Raw genomic sequence first — 21608 nt, 5'->3', positions numbered from 1 at the left:
CTAGATATAACTAGCCGTTACCTATTATTCTCGATCCTTTAATTCTTCAACAACGCGCTCCATTCGTAAACCACGGGAACCTTTCACAAGGATAACATCCCCTTTTTCACGAATATCACTATATGCGTTGGCCATTTCTAAATGGCTGTTACAACGGAATGTAGTTAAACCCGCTTTTTTTGCTTCCTTTGCAATGAAGGCAGCAGCATCACCAAAGGTGAATACAACACTATAACCCTCTTCAGCAAGCAAATGGCCGATTTCACGATGTGCTTCTTCAGAGAAGTCGCCGAGCTCGAGCATATCGCCTAGCATCGCAATTTTACGCTTACCTTCTAATTGGCCAAGTGCTTTAATAGCTTCTGCCATGGATGAAGGGTTTGCATTATAAGCATCATTTAAGATAACAATATCTTCAAATGGAACGATTTCTTGACGCATTGGAGTTCCACTAAACTCACTCAAACCTTTGCGAATTGTGTTAGATTTAATGCCTAGCACTCGGCCTGCAACAATAGCCGCCAATGCATCATATACATTGTGTTCACCAATCATAGGCAAGAAGATATCAAAAACTTCATCATAACACTTACAAGTGAACTTAATACCGTCTTTTTTATAGCGCAAATGGCTACCAATACAAGTAGCATTCCGTTCAATACCATACGTAATAGTTTTACCCTTAGCTAAACGATCCATAGCTTTTACATATGGATCATCTTCATTAAGGATAGCCACGCTGTTTTCAGGCAAGCAACGAATCAATTCACCTTTCGCTTCGGCAATGGCTTCTCGAGAACCTAAAAGCTCGATGTGACTAGTACCAACATTAGTAATAATCCCCATCGTTGGTTCTGCAATCAAGGCCAGTTCTTCGATTTGTCCGAGCCCACGCATACCCATTTCAACAACACAGGCTTCATGCTCAGCAGTTAAGCGCAATAGTGTTTTTGGTAAGCCAATTTCATTATTAAAATTTTTCTCAGTTTTTAATACATTAAATTCTGTGCCAAGTACGGCTGCCACCATTTCCTTTGTCGTAGTCTTACCAGAGGAACCAGTAATAGCAACTACAGGAATATCAAAGCGGCGACGATGATATCGTGCTAAGTTTTGATATGCTACCAAAGTATTGTCTACCTCGATGCAAGCAATACCTTCTACAGAACGTCCTTTTTCAACGATAGCCCCTGTAGCACCTTTTTCGATAGCCGCATTGATAAAATCATGGCCATCAAAGGTATCACCTTTTAAGGCTACAAATAAAAAGCCTGATTCAATAGTTCTTGTATCAGTAGACACATCTAAAAACTTAATATTATCGGTATGTGCACTCGTCCCCTTTGTGGCCTCCAGTACTTGAGACAATGTAAATTCTGCCATATTAGATCTCCTTGAGGGCTGCTCGCGCCTCTTCACGATCATCAAAATGGATCGTTTTATCCTTTAAGATTTGGTAATCCTCATGCCCCTTACCTGCAATCAGTACAATATCCCCAGATTTTGCATGTTGTATTGCATGTTGAATCGCTTCTCGACGATCAACGATAACTTCATAGTGAGTTCCTTCTCGAAGGCCGTCTTTAACGCCGACTTCCACATCTTTAACAATTTGTACAGGATCCTCTGTACGCGGATTATCAGATGTAACATACACAACATCACCGTATTGTGCCGCAATGCGTCCCATAATAGGACGTTTGGTTGCATCTCGGTCACCGCCACAGCCAAAGACTACAATAATACGATTTTCTTGAATAGCCTTTGCTGTTTGTAAAATATTTTCTAACCCATCTGGTGTATGTGCATAGTCTACAACAACAGCAAATGGTTGACCTTCTTCAATCAATTCAAAACGACCAGGTACAGCACTAAATGTTTTCAACGCTTTATCGATGTCTTCCATGGAAATACCTTCCAATAGGCAGGCACCAATAGCTGCTAATGTATTATACACATTAAACAAGCCAGTCGTATTCATTGCAACTGTATAGTCATGGCCATCATAAGATACCGTGTATCGGCTAGACTTTGGCGTCATATCAACGTCATGAGCATTCAATGTACCGTTACCATCAATACTATAGGTAATGATAGGGGCTGTAGTTTTTTCAACAACCCGATGTCCATAGGCGTCATCAATATTGATGACAGCACCCTTACCAGATTTTATCTGGTTTGGTTTGCTAACTTGTTCAAATAGTTTACATTTAGCTGCCAAGTAATTCTCAAATGTTTTGTGAAAGTCTAAATGATCTTGTGTAAGATTTGTAAACACTGCCGTATCGTACTCAACACCAGATACGCGTCCCAAAGCCAATGCATGGGAAGATACTTCCATTACACAATGTGTAACGCCCTCTTCTACCATTTGATGCAAAATATGTTGTAAATCTACTACGTCAGGGGTCGTGTTATGAATCGGATATGATGTATCGCCAATCATGATATGAACAGTACCAATCACACCGACCTTATGACCTTGAGCTTTCAAAATATGACGAATCATATGAGTTGTAGTCGTTTTACCATTAGTACCAGTGACACCAATCATGTGCATAGAATTGGCTGGATAATCAAAAAAGTATGGCACACAGGCCATCATAGCCGCACGTGTATCTCCAACAGTGATAACACAAACGTCACTACTTATCTCAACAGGTTTAGATACTAATACAGCTACTGCCCCAGCCTCAACAGCTTTATTAACATAATCATGTCCATCGACAGTAGCACCATCTAAAGCAATAAATAAACTACCTTCTTTTACAGCACGAGAATCAGCGGTAACATCTAAAATTTCAACAGCTGTATTACCTTCTACATGCGGTGCATGTAAGGTTTTTACTATATCTTGTAAGTGTTTCATATACAATCTCCTTTACACGCAAAGGAAAGCAGCCCAATACGAGCTGCTTCGCCTGCTAGTCTATAATTTGCTGTTTCTCTTGTACATTACGTTCAGTAACAGCGCTTTTTGTGCTATAAACAAAAGAATCAGGCAAAACCATTCCTAGTTGTTCTTCTGCGATTTGTTGGATACGTACAGGAGACTTCAAGGAAGCCACTTCAACGTCCAATGCATCGTTATCTTTTGTTAATTGTACTACAGCTTGCTGTGTTTTAACTACCTCATAGCCCAACTTTGTACTGTATGCATTCATAACCATCATAATAAGTAAGCATGCAACTAATGCAGCAATACCATATACAACTTGCCACATCATAGGGCTTAAATCTAAAGCTACGTTTGCACTACGTCTTCTCCCTTGTGCAATGACCAACATATCACCTTTTACTTGGCCCACAACAGCCTTTCTCGCTAACATAACACTTAACCCCTTCCAAATCTACAACTTTACTGCTACGCGCAATTTAGCGCTTCTAGCTCTCGGATTAACTTCAATCTCCCCTATACTTGGCTCTATAGCCTTATTCTTTGCCTTTACAACTGCCTTGTGATTACAAACACACACAGGTAATTGTGGAGGACATATACATGCAGTACTTAACTCTTTAAAAGTTTGCTTTGTAATTCGATCTTCCAAGGAGTGGAATGTAATAACTCCAATCTTTCCCTTTGGTTTTAACATTGATACAGCATCTACAAAACTATCATGCAAAATTGCTAATTCTCTATTTACTTCAATACGTATGGCCTGAAACGTCCGTTTTGCCGGATGAGGTCCATCTTGTCGCGCCTTTGCCGGTATTGCATTCTTAATAATTCTAACTAACTCACCAGTAGTAGTAATTCTTTTTTCTTGACGTGCTTCAACAATAAACTCGACAATTCGTTTAGCCCATCGTTCCTCCCCATAATCATGGATAATTTGCAGTAATTGTTCGCTGTCATATTCATTGACAATTTCCTCTGCCGTGAGAGGTGCATTTTTATCCATTCGCATATCAAGAGGTCCATCATTCATATATGAAAAACCTCGTTCAGGAGTATCTAGTTGATAGCTGGATACACCAAGATCAAATATAAAACCATCGACTTCATAAATGCCTGCATTTTGGAGGGCTTCTTTTAAGTTAGAAAAGTTTGTAGGTATCGTTAACACCTGACATTTCAAATCAGATAAACGCTGTCGAGCTACACTCAAAGCATCTTCATCCTGATCTAAACCTATAATCATGCCTTCTGGATCTAGCATCTCGCCCACTGCATGAGCATGTCCTGCCCCACCAAGGGTACAGTCCACATAAATGCCTTTTGGATTAGTTACGACGGAGTCCACCGTTTCACGTAAGAGTACGCTAGTATGATTAAATTCCATCATAGCCTCCTATAACATAATCCCTTCAAGCCCTTCAACTAATTCTTCCATACTTTCAGCCACTTGCTCATCATAGAAATCGTATTTTTCACGGCTCCAAATTTCAACGTGATCCCCAGCACCTACAATAACAGCCTGTTTATCGAGGCTTGCATATTCACGTAGTGGTACAGGAATGAGGACACGACCTTGTTTATCATATTCAAGCTCAGCAGCACTACCAAAAACAAAACGTTTTAAGGCACGCACGCTAGCTTTAGTGGAAGATTGTGATTGTAAAGCAGTGGAAATTTTCTTCCACGCCTCTTCGGTGTAAATAGCTAAGCAGTTATCTAGGCCTTTTGTAACGATGCACAAATCGCCTAGTTGTTCACGTATTTTCGCAGGTATAATCATCCGCCCTTTTGTATCAATGGTGTGATTATATTCGCCCATGAACATACGTATCACCGCCTTTCTCTATTTCTTATCCACCACTATATGGTAAATTCTACCATAATTCCCCACCTTTCACAACAAAAAATCCATTTTTATCCCACTTTTTTATATTTTTCTTGTTTGATCTCTATTTTTCTCCGCTTTTCTACAATACATATGTTCGATTAAATATTTAAAACTAATCAATTTAAACCACTCTCTACCACAATGATGAAATACCACGCCTTAAATGGACATAACCCCCACTTTTAGATGTATTATGTTTAGCAACTCAATGTATTATGTTTAGTAATGCATAAACGTTAAATATATTTAGGTCTATATTAAAAAAGCACAAAAAAACCTCATCAATGTACAACAATACATTGATGAGGTTTTGCCTCTATTTATATAGTTTTGATCTATAATATTAGAATTTAGATTCGATAGCCGCTTGAAGATCGCCTTTAGGCAAGAAACCAATTTTACGGTCTACTACTTCACCATCTTTTAGAATAACGAATGTAGGCAATACTTCAACTTGTAAGTTACGTGCTAATTCTGGTTCTTCATCAGCGTTTACTTTTACAAAGTTAGCTTTACCTTCAAGCTCACCTGCAATTTCTTCAATGATTGGCATCATACGTACGCAATAACCGCACCATGGAGCCCAGAAGTCAACAACAGTAACACCACCTTGGTTTACTAAATCTTGATATTCAGCAGTTTTTAAATCTTTTAATTCGCTCATTGTACCCTCCTACGGTAATTGAACTAATACACAATCTTGAATGACATGCAGATCTAAAGCATGTGCTTTTTCAACAACAGATGGTTTATCCGCCCCCGGTTGCAACCACACAACAGAAATGCCAAGTTCTTTGCATTCATCAAGTGCAGCTAACCCCGCTACTTCTGGTACAACAAAATCTACCACAGCAGGCACAACGGGAAGTGCAGAAAGACTAGAGTAACAAGTGTCTCCATCTATTTCTGCAATATTAGGATTGACTGGATATACTTCATATCCGTGATCTTTAAGACATTTATAAATCTTATAACCGAACTTCTCGGTTTTATGGGTAGCTCCAATAACGGCCCATACTTTTTGATCTAAAGCTTGTTGAATTGTCATTTCGACCACCTCTTATATACTATTATAAATAAATATCGAATATTGTCAATATATTATATCGAATTATATAGTTGAAGAATTATTCTCTTTTAGCAAACATCCTATAACATAAATCAATACTATTTTATTACTCTATTCTTTAATTTGTATCTCAATCGTTTTCTGACTAAGACTAGGTACATTTAAATCAATCTCAATTAATTCAGATAAACTGATTTCTCTACGACTTAATGTATGAGCTTCAACTAACCCCCCTACAATAGCCAGCTCACCTAAAATCCTATTAGGAGACCATTGATTTTCACGTAATTCACGAATAGTAATACTCTTTTGTCGCTTAGATAATCTATGCCCTTCAGAATCAATTAATAATGGAGCATGCCCATAAGAAGGTAGTTGTATATTTTTAGATTTGAAACTGGTTTGTAATGTTCTATATAAATATATTTGCTGCCCTGTAGTCTCTAGTAAATCGTCTCCACGAATGACCTCCGTTATCCCCATAGCAATATCATCCAGTACAACAGCTAAATTATAGGCATACATACCGTCACCACGACGCAATACATAATCATCTAATTCACCTTCCAAATGAATATGTTGAAAGCCTTGCCAACAATCTACGAAATCTATATCACAGGAATTAACGGCTAAACGCAAAGATGGCTCCTTAGACATCATAAACTCTTTTATCAATTTATCCTCTAGATGACGGCAACGGCCATCATATCGATGTACTACCTCTCCTACATGGGGCGCCGAAGCAATAGAATGCAGTCTCGTGCGATTACAAAAGCAAGGATAAATTAGTTTTTCTGATGCAAGATGTTCTAATATATCTCCATAAAATGCTTGTCGTTCACTTTGCCAATATGTTGATTCTGAGCCACCAACGCGAGGTCCTTCATCCCATTCAAATCCTAGCCACTCTAAATCATCTAATAGAGCTTCCCCTAACTCACGTTTAGAGCGTTGGATGTCTATATCCTCCATTCGCACAACATACTGCCCTTTTTGTTGCTTCGTAGAAATATAAGATAAGAGGGCTATCCATACATTTCCGAGATGGATATATCCTGTGGGGCTTGGAGCAAATCGACCTTTCATGATGCCCTCCTACAGTACAAAACAAGTGGCATATCCCGTAAACTTACACAGAATATGCCACTATAAATAATATAAAACGATTATCCTAGAGAAATAATGTTATCGAATACCTTACCAGCGTCTTTAATTTTTTGTTCGTTCCCCATTGTACAAATGTGATTGTCCTTCAACACTGGTTCAACCACATCTGCTAAAGCAACGATATCCTCTGGCTTACAAGCGATAACTTGTTTACGAAACTCTACCTTATCCTCTAGTTTAGCACCGCTAAAATACATCCCCATCGCACGTGGACCACGCAACGCAGGAGTCATAGGCAAGTCCAAGGAGCTCATAGTACCGATAATATATTTACGCATCTCACGATCAGTCAACGCAAACTCACGAAGGTATTGAGGTAATTCTTTATATACATTTAATGTTTCTACCAAGTTTGGATCGCGATAGCTACAGAAAATCATATTACCATCGTCATAGAAGTTTGCAAAGGCACCGTAAGCACCGCCTTGTACACGAATACGAATCCAAAGATACTCATAACGTAAAATCGTTTCCAATACACTCATTGGGCCTACGTGTTTATACCCATGGTCTATAAAGTTACCACCTTGAGCTACGTATTGAACCTTACCAGCTGTAACGATACCATCATTACCAGACAAACGTGTAATTTTTAATGTATCATTACTTAAGTCAGTAGTATCCCAGGTTTCAATCAATGGTTTCATAAGATTTTCAAAGGCTTCTAATTCTCCTTCTTCACCAACGAACATGATATCCACATTATTAGCACGAAAAATCTTACGAGCCACATCAGCTAATTTTTCCGGCAATAATGGTAATGCCGCAGGATTAGAAGCCAATTCGCTAATCTTTTGATAGTAACCGAAGTTACCATTATCTCTAAATTTACCAACTGCAGATACTTGTGCCATAACACGTTGACTTACAATGGAGTTGCCACGACGAAACGCTTCATTATCCCAAATAGCTTTGCTTTCTTGAACAAGTTCGGTCAAGCGTCTATGGTCACTATAATCTGCTTTTTGTACTACTTCGTTAATCAAACGGCATAAGTCAGGTAATTTAGAATGCAAGGCTTTAGCTCGAACAATCATGAGAGGCGTAAATTCATCACGCTTACCATCTTTGCTAATAGCCGTAATATCTGAGCTTAAACCACCAAGATTCATATTGATATCTTTCGCCAATGCTTCATAGCCACGTTCAGATGTGTTGATACGACCGATAATATCACTTAGAATATCGGCATAGAACAACTCATCTTCTGTAAGACAACTTAAATTAAAGTAAAGACCTACATAGTTGATGCCTTTTGTGAAAGTAGGTACAAAATGTACTGTAGTATTGCCAATTTTACTTTCACGACGTTCTACTTCTTCAATATTAGGATTTAAATCTGATAATTCAAGCAATGGAATCGACGCTAATGCTTCGTCGCTATCTGGAGCCTCTTGACGAAGTTTAAGTCGTTTTGTTTGCTCTACAATCGCTTCGATTTCTTCTGGAGTCATCTTAGCTTTTACAGAAGCTAAATATTCTTTAACCTCTGCATCCTTGCGCTCTTGAAGACCACGTTCAGGATAAATAGAAACAAGCACTTTATGATTGTTATTTAAGATAGATTGACGAATTAAATCTTCAAAGTACGTACCGGATAAGCCCTTGCGAATATTCACTAATGCTTCTTCGTAGTGTAATAACTCAAGTGGGTCATTGTCATATAGCCAATTATCCATCATACGGATAACATAAGCAAGACCAATTGGGCGACCACCAAAGTCGCTTTCACGAAGAGCAAACTCAATGCTATTCAAGGAAGCTTCTAATAATTCTTTATCTAAACCGTTATCACAAAGTTCTTGCAATGTAGATTCCACAATACGCTGCAAGTCAGCTTGTTTATCGAGATTAGAACCAGTTGCTTGCACGGTCCACAAAGGTTGACGAATGCTATCAAGATAATAACCACTCACATCAGAGCCGATACCGGCTTTCACCAAAGCCTGTTTAAGAGGAGCCGCAGGAGATGTCAACAATGCATGTGTTAATACCTCAAAAGCCAAGCTATGCTCAGGAGTTACATCAGGTAACACATAGGCAAAGGAATGTAAAGTTCGGTTGTCTGTTGGCTCTTCAGAACCTACGCTATATGGATAACTTACCACTTTACCTTCCGTAAATGGCGTTTGTATACCAACCTCTGTATTAACCTCAATAGCATCAAAATGACTTAAGTACTCATCATTCAAGAATGCCAATTGCTCTTCAATATTCATATCACCATAAAGGAAGATATAACTATTGGACGGATGATAATGAACTCGATAGAACTCTTGGAACTCTTTATAAGTTAAGTCTGTAATATGGTCAGGATCTCCACCAGAATCAACACCATAAGTGGTGTCTGGGAAAAGTTCACGCATCATTTGGCGCTCTAAAACGGAATCCGGAGAGGAATAAACACCCTTCATCTCATTGAAGACAACGCCTTTATAGGTAAGTTCATCGTCCGCACTATCTAACTCATAATGCCAACCTTCTTGCATCACGATTTCCGCATCTTCACGAACGCGTGGATAGAATACAGCATCAAGATATACGTCCATCAAGTTGTGGAAGTCTTTATCATTCTTGCTGGCTACAGGATACATTGTTTTATCAGGGTAGGTCATAGCGTTTAAGAACGTGTTTAAAGACCCCTTAACAAGCTCAACAAATGGCTCTTTTAAAGGAAACTTACGAGAACCACATAAAACGGAATGTTCCATAATATGTGCTACACCAGTACTATTATGTGGTGTTGTTCTAAAAGCGATATTGAATACTTTATTAGAATCTGGCGAATCAATATAAATTAAACGTGCACCAGACTTTTCATGTTTCATTTCATAAGCGGTACCATTGATCTCATCAATGCGCTCAATACGGTCAAGGCGAAAGCCAGAATAAACCTTATTTATTTCCATGCTGTCCCTTCTTTCTATACTAATATAATGATTTCTCTCTGAATAATTTATTATATCATATCGATGACTCTATATATAGATGTTAAGAATAATTATCGAATTATAAAACCCCATAGGCAAGTATTCCCATGGGGTTCATATTATTTATTATGTTGCATCTGCCACTTTTGATTGCGACGCAAGGTTAATAAGCCTTCTAACACGGCTTCGAATTGTATAAAACTCAATGTATATGGTTGATACATATCTGGTACAACCTTGTAAGTAATAGTAACCTCAGACTTATCGTAATCATAGAAGATACCATGTAAATTACTCATTGTTGTGTAACCAGTTTGAGCTTGTTCCAATGTTGGAATAGGCTGATTTTTTAGATTTCCTAGTAGATCGCTAATGAAACCTTCCTTACGACCTTGGTCATTGAGCATTTCATCCATAAAACTACGTAGACTATCCATGCAGTGATTAACCTCGTTGATCTAACAATAAGCCATTATGAATTACACGAACAGCATCTTTTACGCGATCTTCAGCAACAAGGCAAGAAATACTAATTTCAGAAGTAGAAATGATTTCAATATTGATACCTTCTTGGCTCAAGATATCAAACATTTGCGCAGCTACACCAGGTTGTCCTAACATACCTGCACCAATAATGGAAACTTTAGCCATTTTTTCATCAATATTAACAGCTTCAATATCTACTGCTTTTTGTAATTCTTCTAATACTTCTCGAGCTAATACCACATCATCCATAGCTACTGTAAAGATAAGATCAGTTTTTGGTTCTCCTACGGAACGGATAGATTGAACAATCATATCTACGTCAACGTTTCTGGCAGCTAATGCTTTGAATACAGTCGCTGCAACGCCTGGTTTATTTTCAACGCCTACAAGGGCTACTTTTGCTGTATTTGTATCATCAGCTACGCCAGTAATTACGTGTTTATTTGCTTCCACAGTATAATCCTCCCGAATAATAGTACCTGGTTTATCACTAAATGTAGAACGTACATGAATAGGTACACCATAACGGAAACCCATTTCTACGGCACGCGGTTGCATTACACCGGCACCAAGGCGTGCCATTTCAAGCATTTCGCCATACGTTACTTCTTCTAATTTGAAAGCTTCCTTCGCCACGCGAGGATCTGTAGAATATACGCCGTCTACATCCGTAAAAATCTCACATACATCCGCTTTCATAGCACCTGCCAATGCAACAGCTGTTGTATCAGAGCCACCACGGCCTAATGTCACCATATCACCATATTCAGTTATACCTTGGAAACCAGCAACTACTACAATTTTACCTTCATCCAAAGCTTCAAACACACGATTAGGATCAACGCCCAAAATGCGACCTTTATTAAACGTATCACTACTTGTAATACCTGCTTGATCACCTGTTAAGGATACAGATTCCTGACCACGTTCGTTAAAAGCCATTGCCATCAATGCAATTGTTACTTGTTCACCGGTAGACAACAAGCGGTCCATTTCGCGACCATACGGCTTGGATGTAACTTGTTTAGCTAAGGCCACCAAGTCATCAGTTGTATCACCCATAGCAGATACAACAAGAACGATTTTATCGTCAGCTTGCTTCTCACGAAGAACGCGATCAACAATATTAAATATTTTTTCTGGTGTAGCTACGGAACTACCACCAAATTTTTTAACGATTAAGGCCACAATAATCCCTCATTTAACTATGTTTACTAAATATCAATATGCATATACTTTACCACAAACAAATAGCACTGTAAAGGGATGTATAGCAATTAATCCACTGGAGTGATACAAAACTCCTTTTTATGCGGACATTAAAAATCAAATAATATGTCTATAATATTATGAATATGCATTAAACAATCCTAACATGTATTAGCCATAATGCCATTAAATATCTACTATTAAAAGTTTAACTTTGCCTCATTATTAAACTATGTGAACACATAGATATACAAAAAGACCAGCCCTAGGGCTGGTCTTTATTAGTTGTTTTAGTTAATTAAGCAACTACGATATCTTTTTCGGATTCCCACAAGCCATGGATATTGCAGTAGGAAACAGCAATCAATTTACCGGATTTTTTCAAAGCTACTGCTAAAGTACCTTCAGAAACTGCTGCTACAGGACCTTCGTTTGCAGTTGCACCGTCACCATGAACGTTGAACTCGATAGCGCCAACTTCGAATGGTAATTGAGTGCCCTCAGCTACGAAGTACAATTTAATCCAATCAATGTGATGTTCTACAGTGTTTGGATGTGCAATGTCTTTACCTACGGATAAAGTAACGTGGAATGTTTCACCTGCTTTTACAGTGTCAACTGTTTCGATAACAGGAACGTGTTTTTCAGTAGCGAAATCGCCAGATTTAATGTAATCATGTACAGCCATAGTTAACCTCCTGGTTAGTCTTATATACATACTTAATGTCAAGAATATTGAGCACCTCTGTGCTTATGACTATATTATACATTTTCGATATAGTTTTAGCAAGTTCTTTTTCGATTTTTTTCGATTTTTTTGAATTAAATCAAAATTCTATTCCTTTAGCAGCTTTTATGCCCTTTTCATAAGCATGCTTTACTACCTTCATTTCTGTTACAGTATCCGCCATATCAATGATTTCAGGTTTAGCATAACGCCCCGTCAAAACAACATGAAGCCTTTTTGGCTTATTGTTAAGCATTTCCACTACAGAATGCACATCGATAAGCTCATAATTAATGGCATTATTTATTTCATCCATAACAATTAGATCCCATTTATCGGAGTTTACTTCCTCTACTAATGTACGCCAAGCGGCTTGTGCTGCTTCTTTGTGGCGAGCAAGCTCAGCTTCCCCTACTTCATCCCGTTTATAGTAAATAAAGCCTTTTCCCATAGAGCGAATTTCAACTTGATCACCTAGTTTAGCGAGACCTGCCAATTCACCATAGCCATTGCCGCTCTTAATAAATTGTAATATAAGAACCTTGAAACCTTGTCCGACAGCACGTAAAACAACGCCTAATGCCGCTGTTGTTTTACCTTTACCATTCCCTGTATTAACTAGAATTAATCCACGTTCTTCCATAATAGCTCCTTTAATACGAACTGTCCCACAGAATGTAATTGTGATAACACATAGTCATATAAACCTATTAAATACATTTATACATCTATTACTTTTGGGCTTTATAAGCAGCACATGTATCAACAAAATGTTGTGCCCCTTCATCAGAGCCAGCAAAGTTCAAATGTAAGTAAGAAGCTAATACATTTTTTGTTGCATAGCCGCCGTCATACGATTGAGGTTTACGGCCTCCTTCTAAATGAAAAGCCCATGGGAAGTCATCTATAGTTGGCTCCATTGTAGAGAAATGGAACTCATGACCACGAATAGCTGTATTCATAGCGCCTAATAAAGTATCTCTCTTTGCAGTTGCTGTAACATACCCCACCTTTTGAAGCTTTTGTTGCATCACACAATTGGCAGGTACAATACCTACAGTTTTATATACAGAGCCTTCAAAGTCATGAATGCTTTCACAAAGATACATAAGGCCACCACATTCGGCATAAATAGGCATACCTTGTGCATTAGCTTGGCGGATAGATTCCTTCATAGACTCATTGCTAGATAACTGGAATAAAAACATTTCTGGAAAGCCACCCCCAAATACAAGTCCGTCTACATCGGGAATTACCGAATCATTAAGCGGACTAAAGTAAACAAGCTCAGCCCCTTTTTCCTCTAACGCAGCAAGACTAGCTGGATAATAAAAAGAGAATGCCTCATCATAAGCTACACCGATTTTCACACGTTTTTCAATGGATTTAACATCTATAGCATCTGGTAGTTCGATAGTTGGTGCATTGGTAGCAATTTCCAATAGTGCATCGAGATTTACCATCTTCTCAACAGCTTCTCGAATCGTATTAATCGCCTCTGTTGGATCGATTTCAGTAACTGGTGTAAGTCCTAAATGACGCTCTGGAGAATGCATACGATCATCACGATAAATGGCACCAATAACAGGTACACCAATTTTATCCATCCCTTCACGAACCATACGCTCATGATTAGCAGAGCCTAAGCGGTTCAAAATGACACCACCAAAGTTTACCTCTGGGTCATAGTCACGGAACCCTTTAGCAATAGCTGCTGCACTTTCACCCATAGCCTTACAATCAATAACAAGCACCACCGGTGCATTTAACTGTTTAGCAATTTGAGCCGTAGAACTAACGCCTTCTCGACCACCATCGTAAAGGCCCATAACACCTTCAATAATGGCAAGGTCTACATCATGTGCCATTGTAGCAAAGAAAGGAGTCAACTTGTGAGGTGGCACAAGCCACGTATCTAAATTATAGCTGTCACGGCCGGATGCAATTTTATGAAAGCCCGGATCAATATAATCCGGGCCCACTTTAAAAGATTGCACCGTACGTCCACCATTTGCATAAGCGGCCAATAAACCCGCTACGATAGTTGTTTTACCAACACCAGAGTTGGTACCAGCAATGACAACACGTGGAATCTGTACTGTGTTCATAGATATTACCTCGTAATACGATGTGTTTGTTAACGATCCTTGCGTTTTGCAAGAATTGTAGATAAGTAGTTGAGTTTAGTATCTTTTGGCATATTATCTAAACCTACGAATACTTGCTCATCAGGCAAACCTACACGGCTAATCATAACCGCATCATCTGCCATATTATGTTTAATCAAGGTTTCTTGTACTTCATCAAAGTTTTTATATACCTTCATAATAACTGCATCATCTGCAACAGCCAATACAGCATCGATTTTTTCTTTAGGCGCTGTAGCTGGAACGATGGCCAATACCTCTTCCTTCTCTACGATTGGATAGCCAAGGTGAGATCCGATAGCACAGAATGCAGTAACGCCAGGAATTGTTTCAATTTCATGCCCTGTGTTTTCAATCAAACGGTATACATACATATATGTGCTGTAGAACATAGGATCACCTAATGTTAAGAATACAACACTTTTACCTTCATCCAAATAAGACAAGATAACGCGTTTAGCCTCTTGCCAGCCTTCCTCTTGCGTAGAATCATCCAACACCATTGGGAATACTACGGGAACGATTTCTGTATGTTCTTGGATATATGGGGATGCGATATCAAGGGCTACGGAACCATCTTTCTTTTCTGTTTTAGGTGTGATAATAATATCTGCTTCTCCTACGATGCGAGCAGCTTTCACAGTCATTAATTCAGAATCGCCAGGGCCTACGCCAATACCATATAATTTACCTTTCATGGGTATCTCCTATTCTTATAGTCACACTCTATTTATAATTGCAATATCTTTTATTATAACCAATTTATACAATATATACAAAGATACTATTTAATATTTGGTATTGCAGGACGATGTGGGCTACGTTTGCCATACAAATCGTCGATACAATCTTGCACATGTTGACGGAAAATATCATGAATCGCTTCATATTCACCTAGAGCACTATGAATTGGTTTAACCTCATATCCTGCTCCAGCGAGTTCATTCACTATGCTATCCTCTTCGTCACCAAATAAATCATTTTGTGCATGATCCCCGAGTACCAATAATAAAGGATGTACATAAATTGTTTTTGGGCGTTTACCATCAAGCCATTCCCAAGGCATTGCTACATCTGACACATATGGTGCGTTTTCAAGTACAGCAATACGCACATTCGTAAGTCCATTACGGATTAGCTTAAACTGTAAATTACCATATGAAGAATTGCCAGAACCAAGACCTCCATGACCAACCAATAACAAACCATCATCTTTGGAAATATTAAGAGATTTAATGAAACGGTCAATCAAAATTTGGTAATCATCTGGATGCTCTTCTTGTCCCATGTAGTATACGAGAGGTCTACCTACACGCAACACTTCGAGTTGTCCTTCACCTTCATGAGCAAGGATATTATTTTTTAATTTATCGAACTCTTCACCACCGGTGAAATGAAGTGGCTGCACATATACATGTGTATAACCTTCTTGAATCAGTTTCTCTAACGCCCCTTGTTCAGTAGGAATCTCAATACCACGCTCACGTAAGCGCTTAACGATGATACGAGACGAAAAAGCTAATTCTACAGTATAATCCGGATACGATTTACGAATATGTTCTACTACAGAATCGATATTATGTACACGAGCACTGTCCACAGTGGACCCAAAGGCAACAACTAAGATAGCTTGTTTCATGAATGTCTCCTTATATTAACTAATAATGTATCTTAATCATACCATAGACCATTCTCTAGGGGCATACCATGGTACGTATAAAATGGAAATTATTCTTATCTTTCATGGTAAAAGTAAAAATCCTCCTCATTGGATATCCAACAAGGAGGATTTTTATTAATGTGAAGGAGTGCAGTAATGTATGTCTAATTATGTAATAGCAAATATCAAGAAATCAAACCTTGCGCTTCCAAGCGAGAATTTGTCATCACAGGTTTTACGGATTCTCTAGGCATGGGCCGCTTCCGATCAGACATGCGGATAGCTTGACCTAAATGTTTCAAAAATAAATCTTGTACATGTGGGTTTTCCCCAAGCCCTTCATTCCAGATATCAACATTATAGCCTTCCTCAGCGAGTAAAGCATAAATGGAATCGGAGCGTTCACCGCCAAGATAGTCCATTAAATGTGTAGAACCTATGAGAGCCAATGGTACAACTAATAAATCTTTATGCCCCATACGATCCAAGAAAGTAAGAGCTTGTTTAAAAGTAGGGAAACCATTTGTAGTAAATACTACTACGTTTGGTGCTGCACCATACATTGCCTTTAATTGCAATGTACTGAACTCTAATTGATTTTGGCCATTCGCCATGAGCACAACAGATTTATTAAGTGCTTTTGTATTAACGTGACGAACAATGCTTTCTAATGTTGCTTCATAATCATCGGCATAATTTTTTACACCTAAAGAGGTAAGCAATGGTTTACCGATATTTACCTGGCTAAAACCATATTCATTGCTATGTAAAAACTTTAATGCTTGTTTGCGCATTTGTTGGTAGCACTGATCTGCCACCAATGTAATAGGTTGAATGTACACCTCATCAATTCCCATGCGAGCGAAATCTTGCATAGCCTCTGTGAAAGAAGAAATCTTATCTTCGTACTTCTCATTCCACTTCTCTACTAATGCATCAGATAAGAATACGCGGCGTACCTCCATATCACTATACATGGAACGTACTTTTTTCTCTATACTGCCAATGGATTTCTCCACAGCATCTTGGTAAATTGATCCAAAGGATGCAATAATTATGCCTTTCATATGTGACCTCCATATTACTCATACATGAAACAACTTTCACAATTGAAAACTGTTATCAACTACTATGTAATAATAGTACAAGATTAATCTATAGAAGTCAATGAGAAAAAATATCAAAATTAATATTTATAACGATTAATTTAATTGTAGTAATATTATGGGGCCCCATCAAAATAATCCTAAATAAAATTACTTATATATTCACATATTCATATCCTTATAACCAACAAGAATATAATTATAAAATGTACTATCATACTTTATTCATCACATTAATTTATTAAGGATTTCTTAATTTCTCTATACTTCTAGGGGTATAGGGTTTATTGACACCCCTTTTCCCTTTTGCTACGATTGAAATAAGGTTATATATATGCGATGAATCCATAGTTTTCATTATAATAGAGCTATGTAAATGATTGCATATTAGTGTAGTTATAGTTATAGATAGGAGTATAGAAATGAAAAAACAATTAGCTTTAGCATCCGCTATTCTAGGTCTTGCAGTATCCTTTGGTGCACCAGTTGTATCTAATGCTGCATATCAATTAAATGAAGAAGTAAAAGATCCTACACCAGCATTGAAAGAAGCCGCTGCAATTGGTGTTCGTACACATAATACAGAAGCTTTACAAAACTTGCCAAACAAAGATGCTATGGTTGTTATGAGCTTTGGTACAACTTATAAAGATACTCGTGTGAAAACAATCGATGCTACTGTAGATGCTATTAAGGCAGCACACCCAAATACTAAAGTGATAACTGCTTTCACAAGCCATATTATTCGTGATCGTATCCAACAAAAAGAAGGTATAACATACCCTACACCTGAAGAAGCTTTAGCTGAACTTAAAAAAGATGGTTACACTCGCGTTGCATTGGCATCTCTAGATGTAATTCCTGGTATGGAATATAACTACGATGCAGCAGTATATAATTTATACAAAAATGATTTCAAAAAAATGACACTCGGTACTTCTCTTATGTACTGGATGGGTCAAGAAAACCAAACTGACCAAGTTATTGAAACATTAAAAGCTGTTCAATCCCAATTCCCTAAATTAGGTAAAGAAGATGGTCTTCTTATCATGGCTCATGGTACTCCAGATCCTTCCAATGCATACTATTCTGTAATTCAAGACCGTATCCATACTCTTGGCATGAAAAATGTATTCATCTACACAGTAGAAGGTACACCAAATCTTGAACAAGTTATCCCTCAATTGAAATTACATGGTATTAAACATGTTACATTGATGCCTTTCATGATGGTTGCTGGTGACCATGCAAACAACGACATGGCTGGTAACGAACCAGATTCCCACAAATCCATTCTTGAAAAAGAAGGCTTCAAAGTTGACACTTACATCCATGGTTTAGGTGAAAACCAAAACATCCGTAACTTATTCGTTGAACGTGCTAACGAAGCTTGGGATGCATTAGAAAAATAATCAATATAACTAAGATCGTTATTGCATATATAACATTCATAGGAGTACATCATGAAAAAACTACTACTCGGTAGTATCGCTTTGGTTATGATTGTACTAGCACTAGCTGGGTGTGGTAAAACCACATCCAGCTCTTCTGCTACTACGAAGGAATTGACCTTTAATGGCCAAACCTATACTGTACCAAAGGATCCACAAAAAATTGCTGTATTATCTAATTCTGTTTTATCTATGCTTTATGCTGTCGATGGTAAAGCCATTAGCCGTGCCAATACAACGGATAAATTAGCCCCAGAATTAGAAGCTCTACCCGCTCTTGGTCAAACTGCAAATATCAACATGGAACAACTATTAGGCTTGAAGCCAGATGTGGTATTGGGTTTAGTAAATCAACATAAAAAATATGAATCCCAATTACAAGCTAATAATATTCCAACCGTACTTTTTGATTACGATGGTATTAAAGATAATGTACCAATGTTAACATTCCTTGGCGAGTTAACCAATCATCAAGATAAGGCTAAATCTATTATTAATACCTATGAAAGCAATATTACCAAGGTAAAAGATGCTGTTAAGAATCAACAGCCTGCACGTGTTGCCGTATTACGTGCCACAGGAAAAGGTGTAACTGCCGAAACTGATGAAGCAGTTACTGCATCTATGGTAAAAGAACTAGGCATGACAAACGTTGTTGCCTCCCACTTAGAAGGTACAACCAAGGATAAAACTGTCCCTTACTCTCTTGAAACATTGACTGCAGATAACCCTGATATTATCTTTGTTGTTACAATGGGTAAAGAAGAAGAAATTACAAAAGCTATGAAACAAGCTATGACAGATAATCCTGCATGGGCTAATTTAAAAGCCGTACAAAATAACCGCGTAATATACTTACCATCTAAACTATTCCTATTAAACCCAGGACTACAAACACCTGAAGCTATGGCACGTTTAGTTAAAGAAGCATACGGTATTAATGTTACATTCTAACATATTGTATCATGCGAAAGAGGGCATCCCCCAAATAGGGAATGCCCTCTTTTTCTATTAGTATCAAGCTACTCAACTAATCCTTTTACGCGCACATATTTTTTATTATCAAATGTATCAAGTTGTACATCTACAGAGAATACATCTCTAAACAACTCATCCGATATAATTTTACTTGTCTCTCCTGATGCTACTAAATGGCCTTCTTTTATAACAGCCATATAATGTGAATATTGAACCGCCTGTGTTAGTTCGTGAAGTACCATGAGAACGGTTAAATCTTGTTCCTTATTTAATCGTTTCAATAACTCCATAATTTCTAATTGGTGATTAATATCTAAATATGTTGTTGGTTCGTCTAAGACTAATAATTTTGGTTGCTGTGCTAGCGCCATAGCAATCCAAACGCGTTGCCGTTCACCACCAGATAGGGATGGGATTAATTGTTCTCGCAAATGATTCGTTTTCGTGATATGTAACGCATAGTCAACAATCTCACGATCTTCTTTAGCCGTGTTTTTCCACCATGTTTGGTATGGATACCGTCCACAATATACCAATTCTTCTACAGTCATATCCTTTGGCATATTCGGTACTTGTGGCAAAAATGCCATTTGCCGTGCCAGATTGTTTTGAGAATATGATTGTAACGGTTTATCAAATATGGTAATACATTCATGAGGGCTATGAATATATCCGATCATAGATCGTAAAAGCGTACTTTTACCACAGCCATTAGGCCCTATTAATGTCGTAATTTTACCGATAGGAACCGATACATTAATGTCATGTAGAATATGACGATTGCCAAGAGTTACGGATAACTGTTTTACATCAATAGCGGTATTCATTAGTTATCCCTCCTCAATAGATACAAGAAGAACGGCGCTCCAAAGAATGCCATAATAATGCCCACTGGTACCTCTATAGGGCTCCACATAACACGTCCTATTGTATCACTAACAACAAGAACTAGAGCGCCTAATAATGCAGATCCAGGCAGTAAATATGCATAGTCATTACCGATTATAAGACGTAACATATGGGGAATAACCAAACCTACAAATCCGATAAGCCCAGCTATACTTACAGCACCAGCCGCTAAAAGAGCAGCCACTGCAGTCATAATAAACCGTGTTTGTTCTACCTTAAGGCCTAATCCCTTTGCAGTTTCATCACCCAAACTTAAAATGGTAAGTCGTTTAGCTCCTAAACAGGCAAAAATAAGGCCAACTATAGCATATGGAAACAGCACTTCTACCTGAGGCCAACTGCGTGCAGCGAGTCCTCCTACCATCCAAAGCAATGCCCCTTGTACACGATCACCGAAGAATACAAGTAGTGCTGAAATACCTGAGCCTAAAAAGGCTGCGACCGCAACACCAGCTAAGATAATACGACTAGGTCGCACTCCATTTTTCCATGCTAGTGCATACACCATGAGTGCTGCAGCCATAGCACCTAAAAAGGCTACCAACGGAACTATATGATCATACCCAGGGAATAAAATAAATATGATAACACCAGCCAGCCCTGCACCAGAGGATACCCCTACAATCTGTGGATCTGCTAGAGGATTTTTCATAACTGCTTGCAAAATTGCACCAGATACAGCTAGACAAGCCCCCACTAACGCAGCTACAATATTGCGAGGCAATCGAATATTCCAAATAATTTGTGAAGATGTGTCAGTTAGCTCACTAGACCATAATGTATGCCAAATCTCAGCTAATGATACGGATGTTGATCCCCAAATAAGAGATATAATCATGCTCATAATAACGGCGATGATTAAGATACAAATCACTGATACACGAAATAATTTTCGTTCATTACTAGATGCCATATGAACCCCCTCTCAAAACCTACCTAATGTAATATAAGTCTCTTATAAAATGAACTCTATTTTACAGAT

At 38.2% G+C, this 21608-nt stretch carries 21 protein-coding genes; 2 read left to right on the top strand and 19 right to left on the bottom strand.

What is annotated here, in order from left to right:
• Positions 1 to 24: 24 nt before the first annotated feature.
• The 17 genes from E7L28_RS01370 to E7L28_RS01290 all read right to left on the bottom strand — a co-directional run bounded on the left by E7L28_RS01370 (position 25) and on the right by E7L28_RS01290 (position 17249).
• On the bottom strand, positions 25 to 1383 hold the full coding sequence (locus tag E7L28_RS01370; RefSeq protein ID WP_004696219.1) for a UDP-N-acetylmuramoyl-tripeptide--D-alanyl-D-alanine ligase: 1359 nt from the start codon (positions 1381 to 1383) through the stop codon (positions 25 to 27).
• Between the two features lies 1 nt (position 1384).
• A complete protein-coding gene (locus tag E7L28_RS01365) occupies positions 1385 to 2869 on the bottom strand; it encodes a UDP-N-acetylmuramoyl-L-alanyl-D-glutamate--2,6-diaminopimelate ligase (RefSeq protein ID WP_316711409.1) in 1485 nt (494 codons plus the stop codon).
• Between the two features lie 55 nt (positions 2870 to 2924).
• Positions 2925 to 3329, bottom strand: a complete 405-nt coding sequence (gene ftsL, locus E7L28_RS01360) for a cell division protein FtsL (protein WP_004697156.1) — start codon at positions 3327 to 3329, stop codon at positions 2925 to 2927.
• 21 nt (positions 3330 to 3350) lie between these two features.
• Positions 3351 to 4283, bottom strand: coding sequence for a 16S rRNA (cytosine(1402)-N(4))-methyltransferase RsmH (gene rsmH, locus E7L28_RS01355; protein WP_316691862.1), 933 nt, complete (start codon positions 4281 to 4283; stop codon positions 3351 to 3353).
• A gap of 9 nt (positions 4284 to 4292) precedes the next feature.
• Positions 4293 to 4724, bottom strand: coding sequence for a division/cell wall cluster transcriptional repressor MraZ (gene mraZ, locus E7L28_RS01350; protein ID WP_004696227.1), 432 nt, complete (start codon positions 4722 to 4724; stop codon positions 4293 to 4295).
• 406 nt (positions 4725 to 5130) lie between these two features.
• A complete protein-coding gene (trxA, locus tag E7L28_RS01345; protein ID WP_004696229.1) occupies positions 5131 to 5451 on the bottom strand; it encodes a thioredoxin in 321 nt (106 codons plus the stop codon).
• 9 nt (positions 5452 to 5460) lie between these two features.
• Entirely contained in the window at positions 5461 to 5835 is a 375-nt protein-coding gene (locus tag E7L28_RS01340; protein ID WP_120055317.1) for a CoA-binding protein, read from the bottom strand.
• A 132-nt stretch (positions 5836 to 5967) separates the two neighbouring features.
• Positions 5968 to 6942, bottom strand: coding sequence for a tRNA glutamyl-Q(34) synthetase GluQRS (gene gluQRS, locus E7L28_RS01335; protein ID WP_120055319.1), 975 nt, complete (start codon positions 6940 to 6942; stop codon positions 5968 to 5970).
• An 80-nt stretch (positions 6943 to 7022) separates the two neighbouring features.
• Complete coding sequence (locus tag E7L28_RS01330; protein ID WP_120055321.1) at positions 7023 to 9932, bottom strand: insulinase family protein; 2910 nt, start codon at positions 9930 to 9932, stop codon at positions 7023 to 7025.
• Between the two features lie 140 nt (positions 9933 to 10072).
• A complete protein-coding gene (locus E7L28_RS01325) occupies positions 10073 to 10390 on the bottom strand; it encodes a hypothetical protein (protein WP_004696238.1) in 318 nt (105 codons plus the stop codon).
• Positions 10391 to 10397: 7 nt separating this feature from the next.
• Complete coding sequence (locus E7L28_RS01320) at positions 10398 to 11627, bottom strand: aspartate kinase (protein ID WP_004696945.1); 1230 nt, start codon at positions 11625 to 11627, stop codon at positions 10398 to 10400.
• Positions 11628 to 11946: 319 nt separating this feature from the next.
• A complete protein-coding gene (locus E7L28_RS01315; RefSeq protein WP_004696242.1) occupies positions 11947 to 12336 on the bottom strand; it encodes a class II SORL domain-containing protein in 390 nt (129 codons plus the stop codon).
• Between the two features lie 139 nt (positions 12337 to 12475).
• Entirely contained in the window at positions 12476 to 13018 is a 543-nt protein-coding gene (cobO, locus tag E7L28_RS01310) for a cob(I)yrinic acid a,c-diamide adenosyltransferase (protein WP_008714156.1), read from the bottom strand.
• Positions 13019 to 13106: 88 nt separating this feature from the next.
• On the bottom strand, positions 13107 to 14483 hold the full coding sequence (locus E7L28_RS01305) for a cobyrinate a,c-diamide synthase (RefSeq protein ID WP_021148280.1): 1377 nt from the start codon (positions 14481 to 14483) through the stop codon (positions 13107 to 13109).
• A gap of 29 nt (positions 14484 to 14512) precedes the next feature.
• A complete protein-coding gene (cobI, locus tag E7L28_RS01300) occupies positions 14513 to 15220 on the bottom strand; it encodes a precorrin-2 C(20)-methyltransferase (protein ID WP_012864519.1) in 708 nt (235 codons plus the stop codon).
• An 86-nt stretch (positions 15221 to 15306) separates the two neighbouring features.
• Positions 15307 to 16161, bottom strand: coding sequence for a sirohydrochlorin cobaltochelatase (locus E7L28_RS01295; RefSeq protein WP_120055323.1), 855 nt, complete (start codon positions 16159 to 16161; stop codon positions 15307 to 15309).
• Positions 16162 to 16367: 206 nt separating this feature from the next.
• Positions 16368 to 17249: a sirohydrochlorin cobaltochelatase gene (locus E7L28_RS01290; RefSeq protein ID WP_004696252.1), complete on the bottom strand. Its 882-nt coding sequence runs from the start codon at positions 17247 to 17249 to the stop codon at positions 16368 to 16370.
• 461 nt (positions 17250 to 17710) lie between these two features.
• Here E7L28_RS01290 and E7L28_RS01285 point away from each other — a divergent pair, with 461 nt between their 5' ends.
• Positions 17711 to 18700, top strand: coding sequence for a sirohydrochlorin cobaltochelatase (locus tag E7L28_RS01285; RefSeq protein ID WP_004696254.1), 990 nt, complete (start codon positions 17711 to 17713; stop codon positions 18698 to 18700).
• Between the two features lie 51 nt (positions 18701 to 18751).
• A complete protein-coding gene (locus E7L28_RS01280) occupies positions 18752 to 19693 on the top strand; it encodes an ABC transporter substrate-binding protein (RefSeq protein ID WP_120055325.1) in 942 nt (313 codons plus the stop codon).
• Positions 19694 to 19761: 68 nt separating this feature from the next.
• Here the strand turns inward: E7L28_RS01280 and E7L28_RS01275 are convergent, their stop codons facing one another.
• Both E7L28_RS01275 and E7L28_RS01270 read right to left on the bottom strand, forming a co-directional pair.
• Positions 19762 to 20544: an ABC transporter ATP-binding protein gene (locus E7L28_RS01275; protein WP_105086614.1), complete on the bottom strand. Its 783-nt coding sequence runs from the start codon at positions 20542 to 20544 to the stop codon at positions 19762 to 19764.
• Positions 20544 to 21539: a FecCD family ABC transporter permease gene (locus E7L28_RS01270; protein WP_021148283.1), complete on the bottom strand. Its 996-nt coding sequence runs from the start codon at positions 21537 to 21539 to the stop codon at positions 20544 to 20546. Before E7L28_RS01270 ends, E7L28_RS01275 begins: the two co-directional genes overlap by 1 nt.
• Positions 21540 to 21608: the final 69 nt, after the last annotated feature.

It is taken from the genome of Veillonella parvula (assembly GCF_032575955.1).
Classification (GTDB): Bacteria; Bacillota; Negativicutes; order Veillonellales; family Veillonellaceae; genus Veillonella; species Veillonella parvula_J.
The sequence above is the reverse complement of the archived record's forward strand: the minus strand, read 5'-3'. Positions and strand labels throughout refer to the sequence as shown.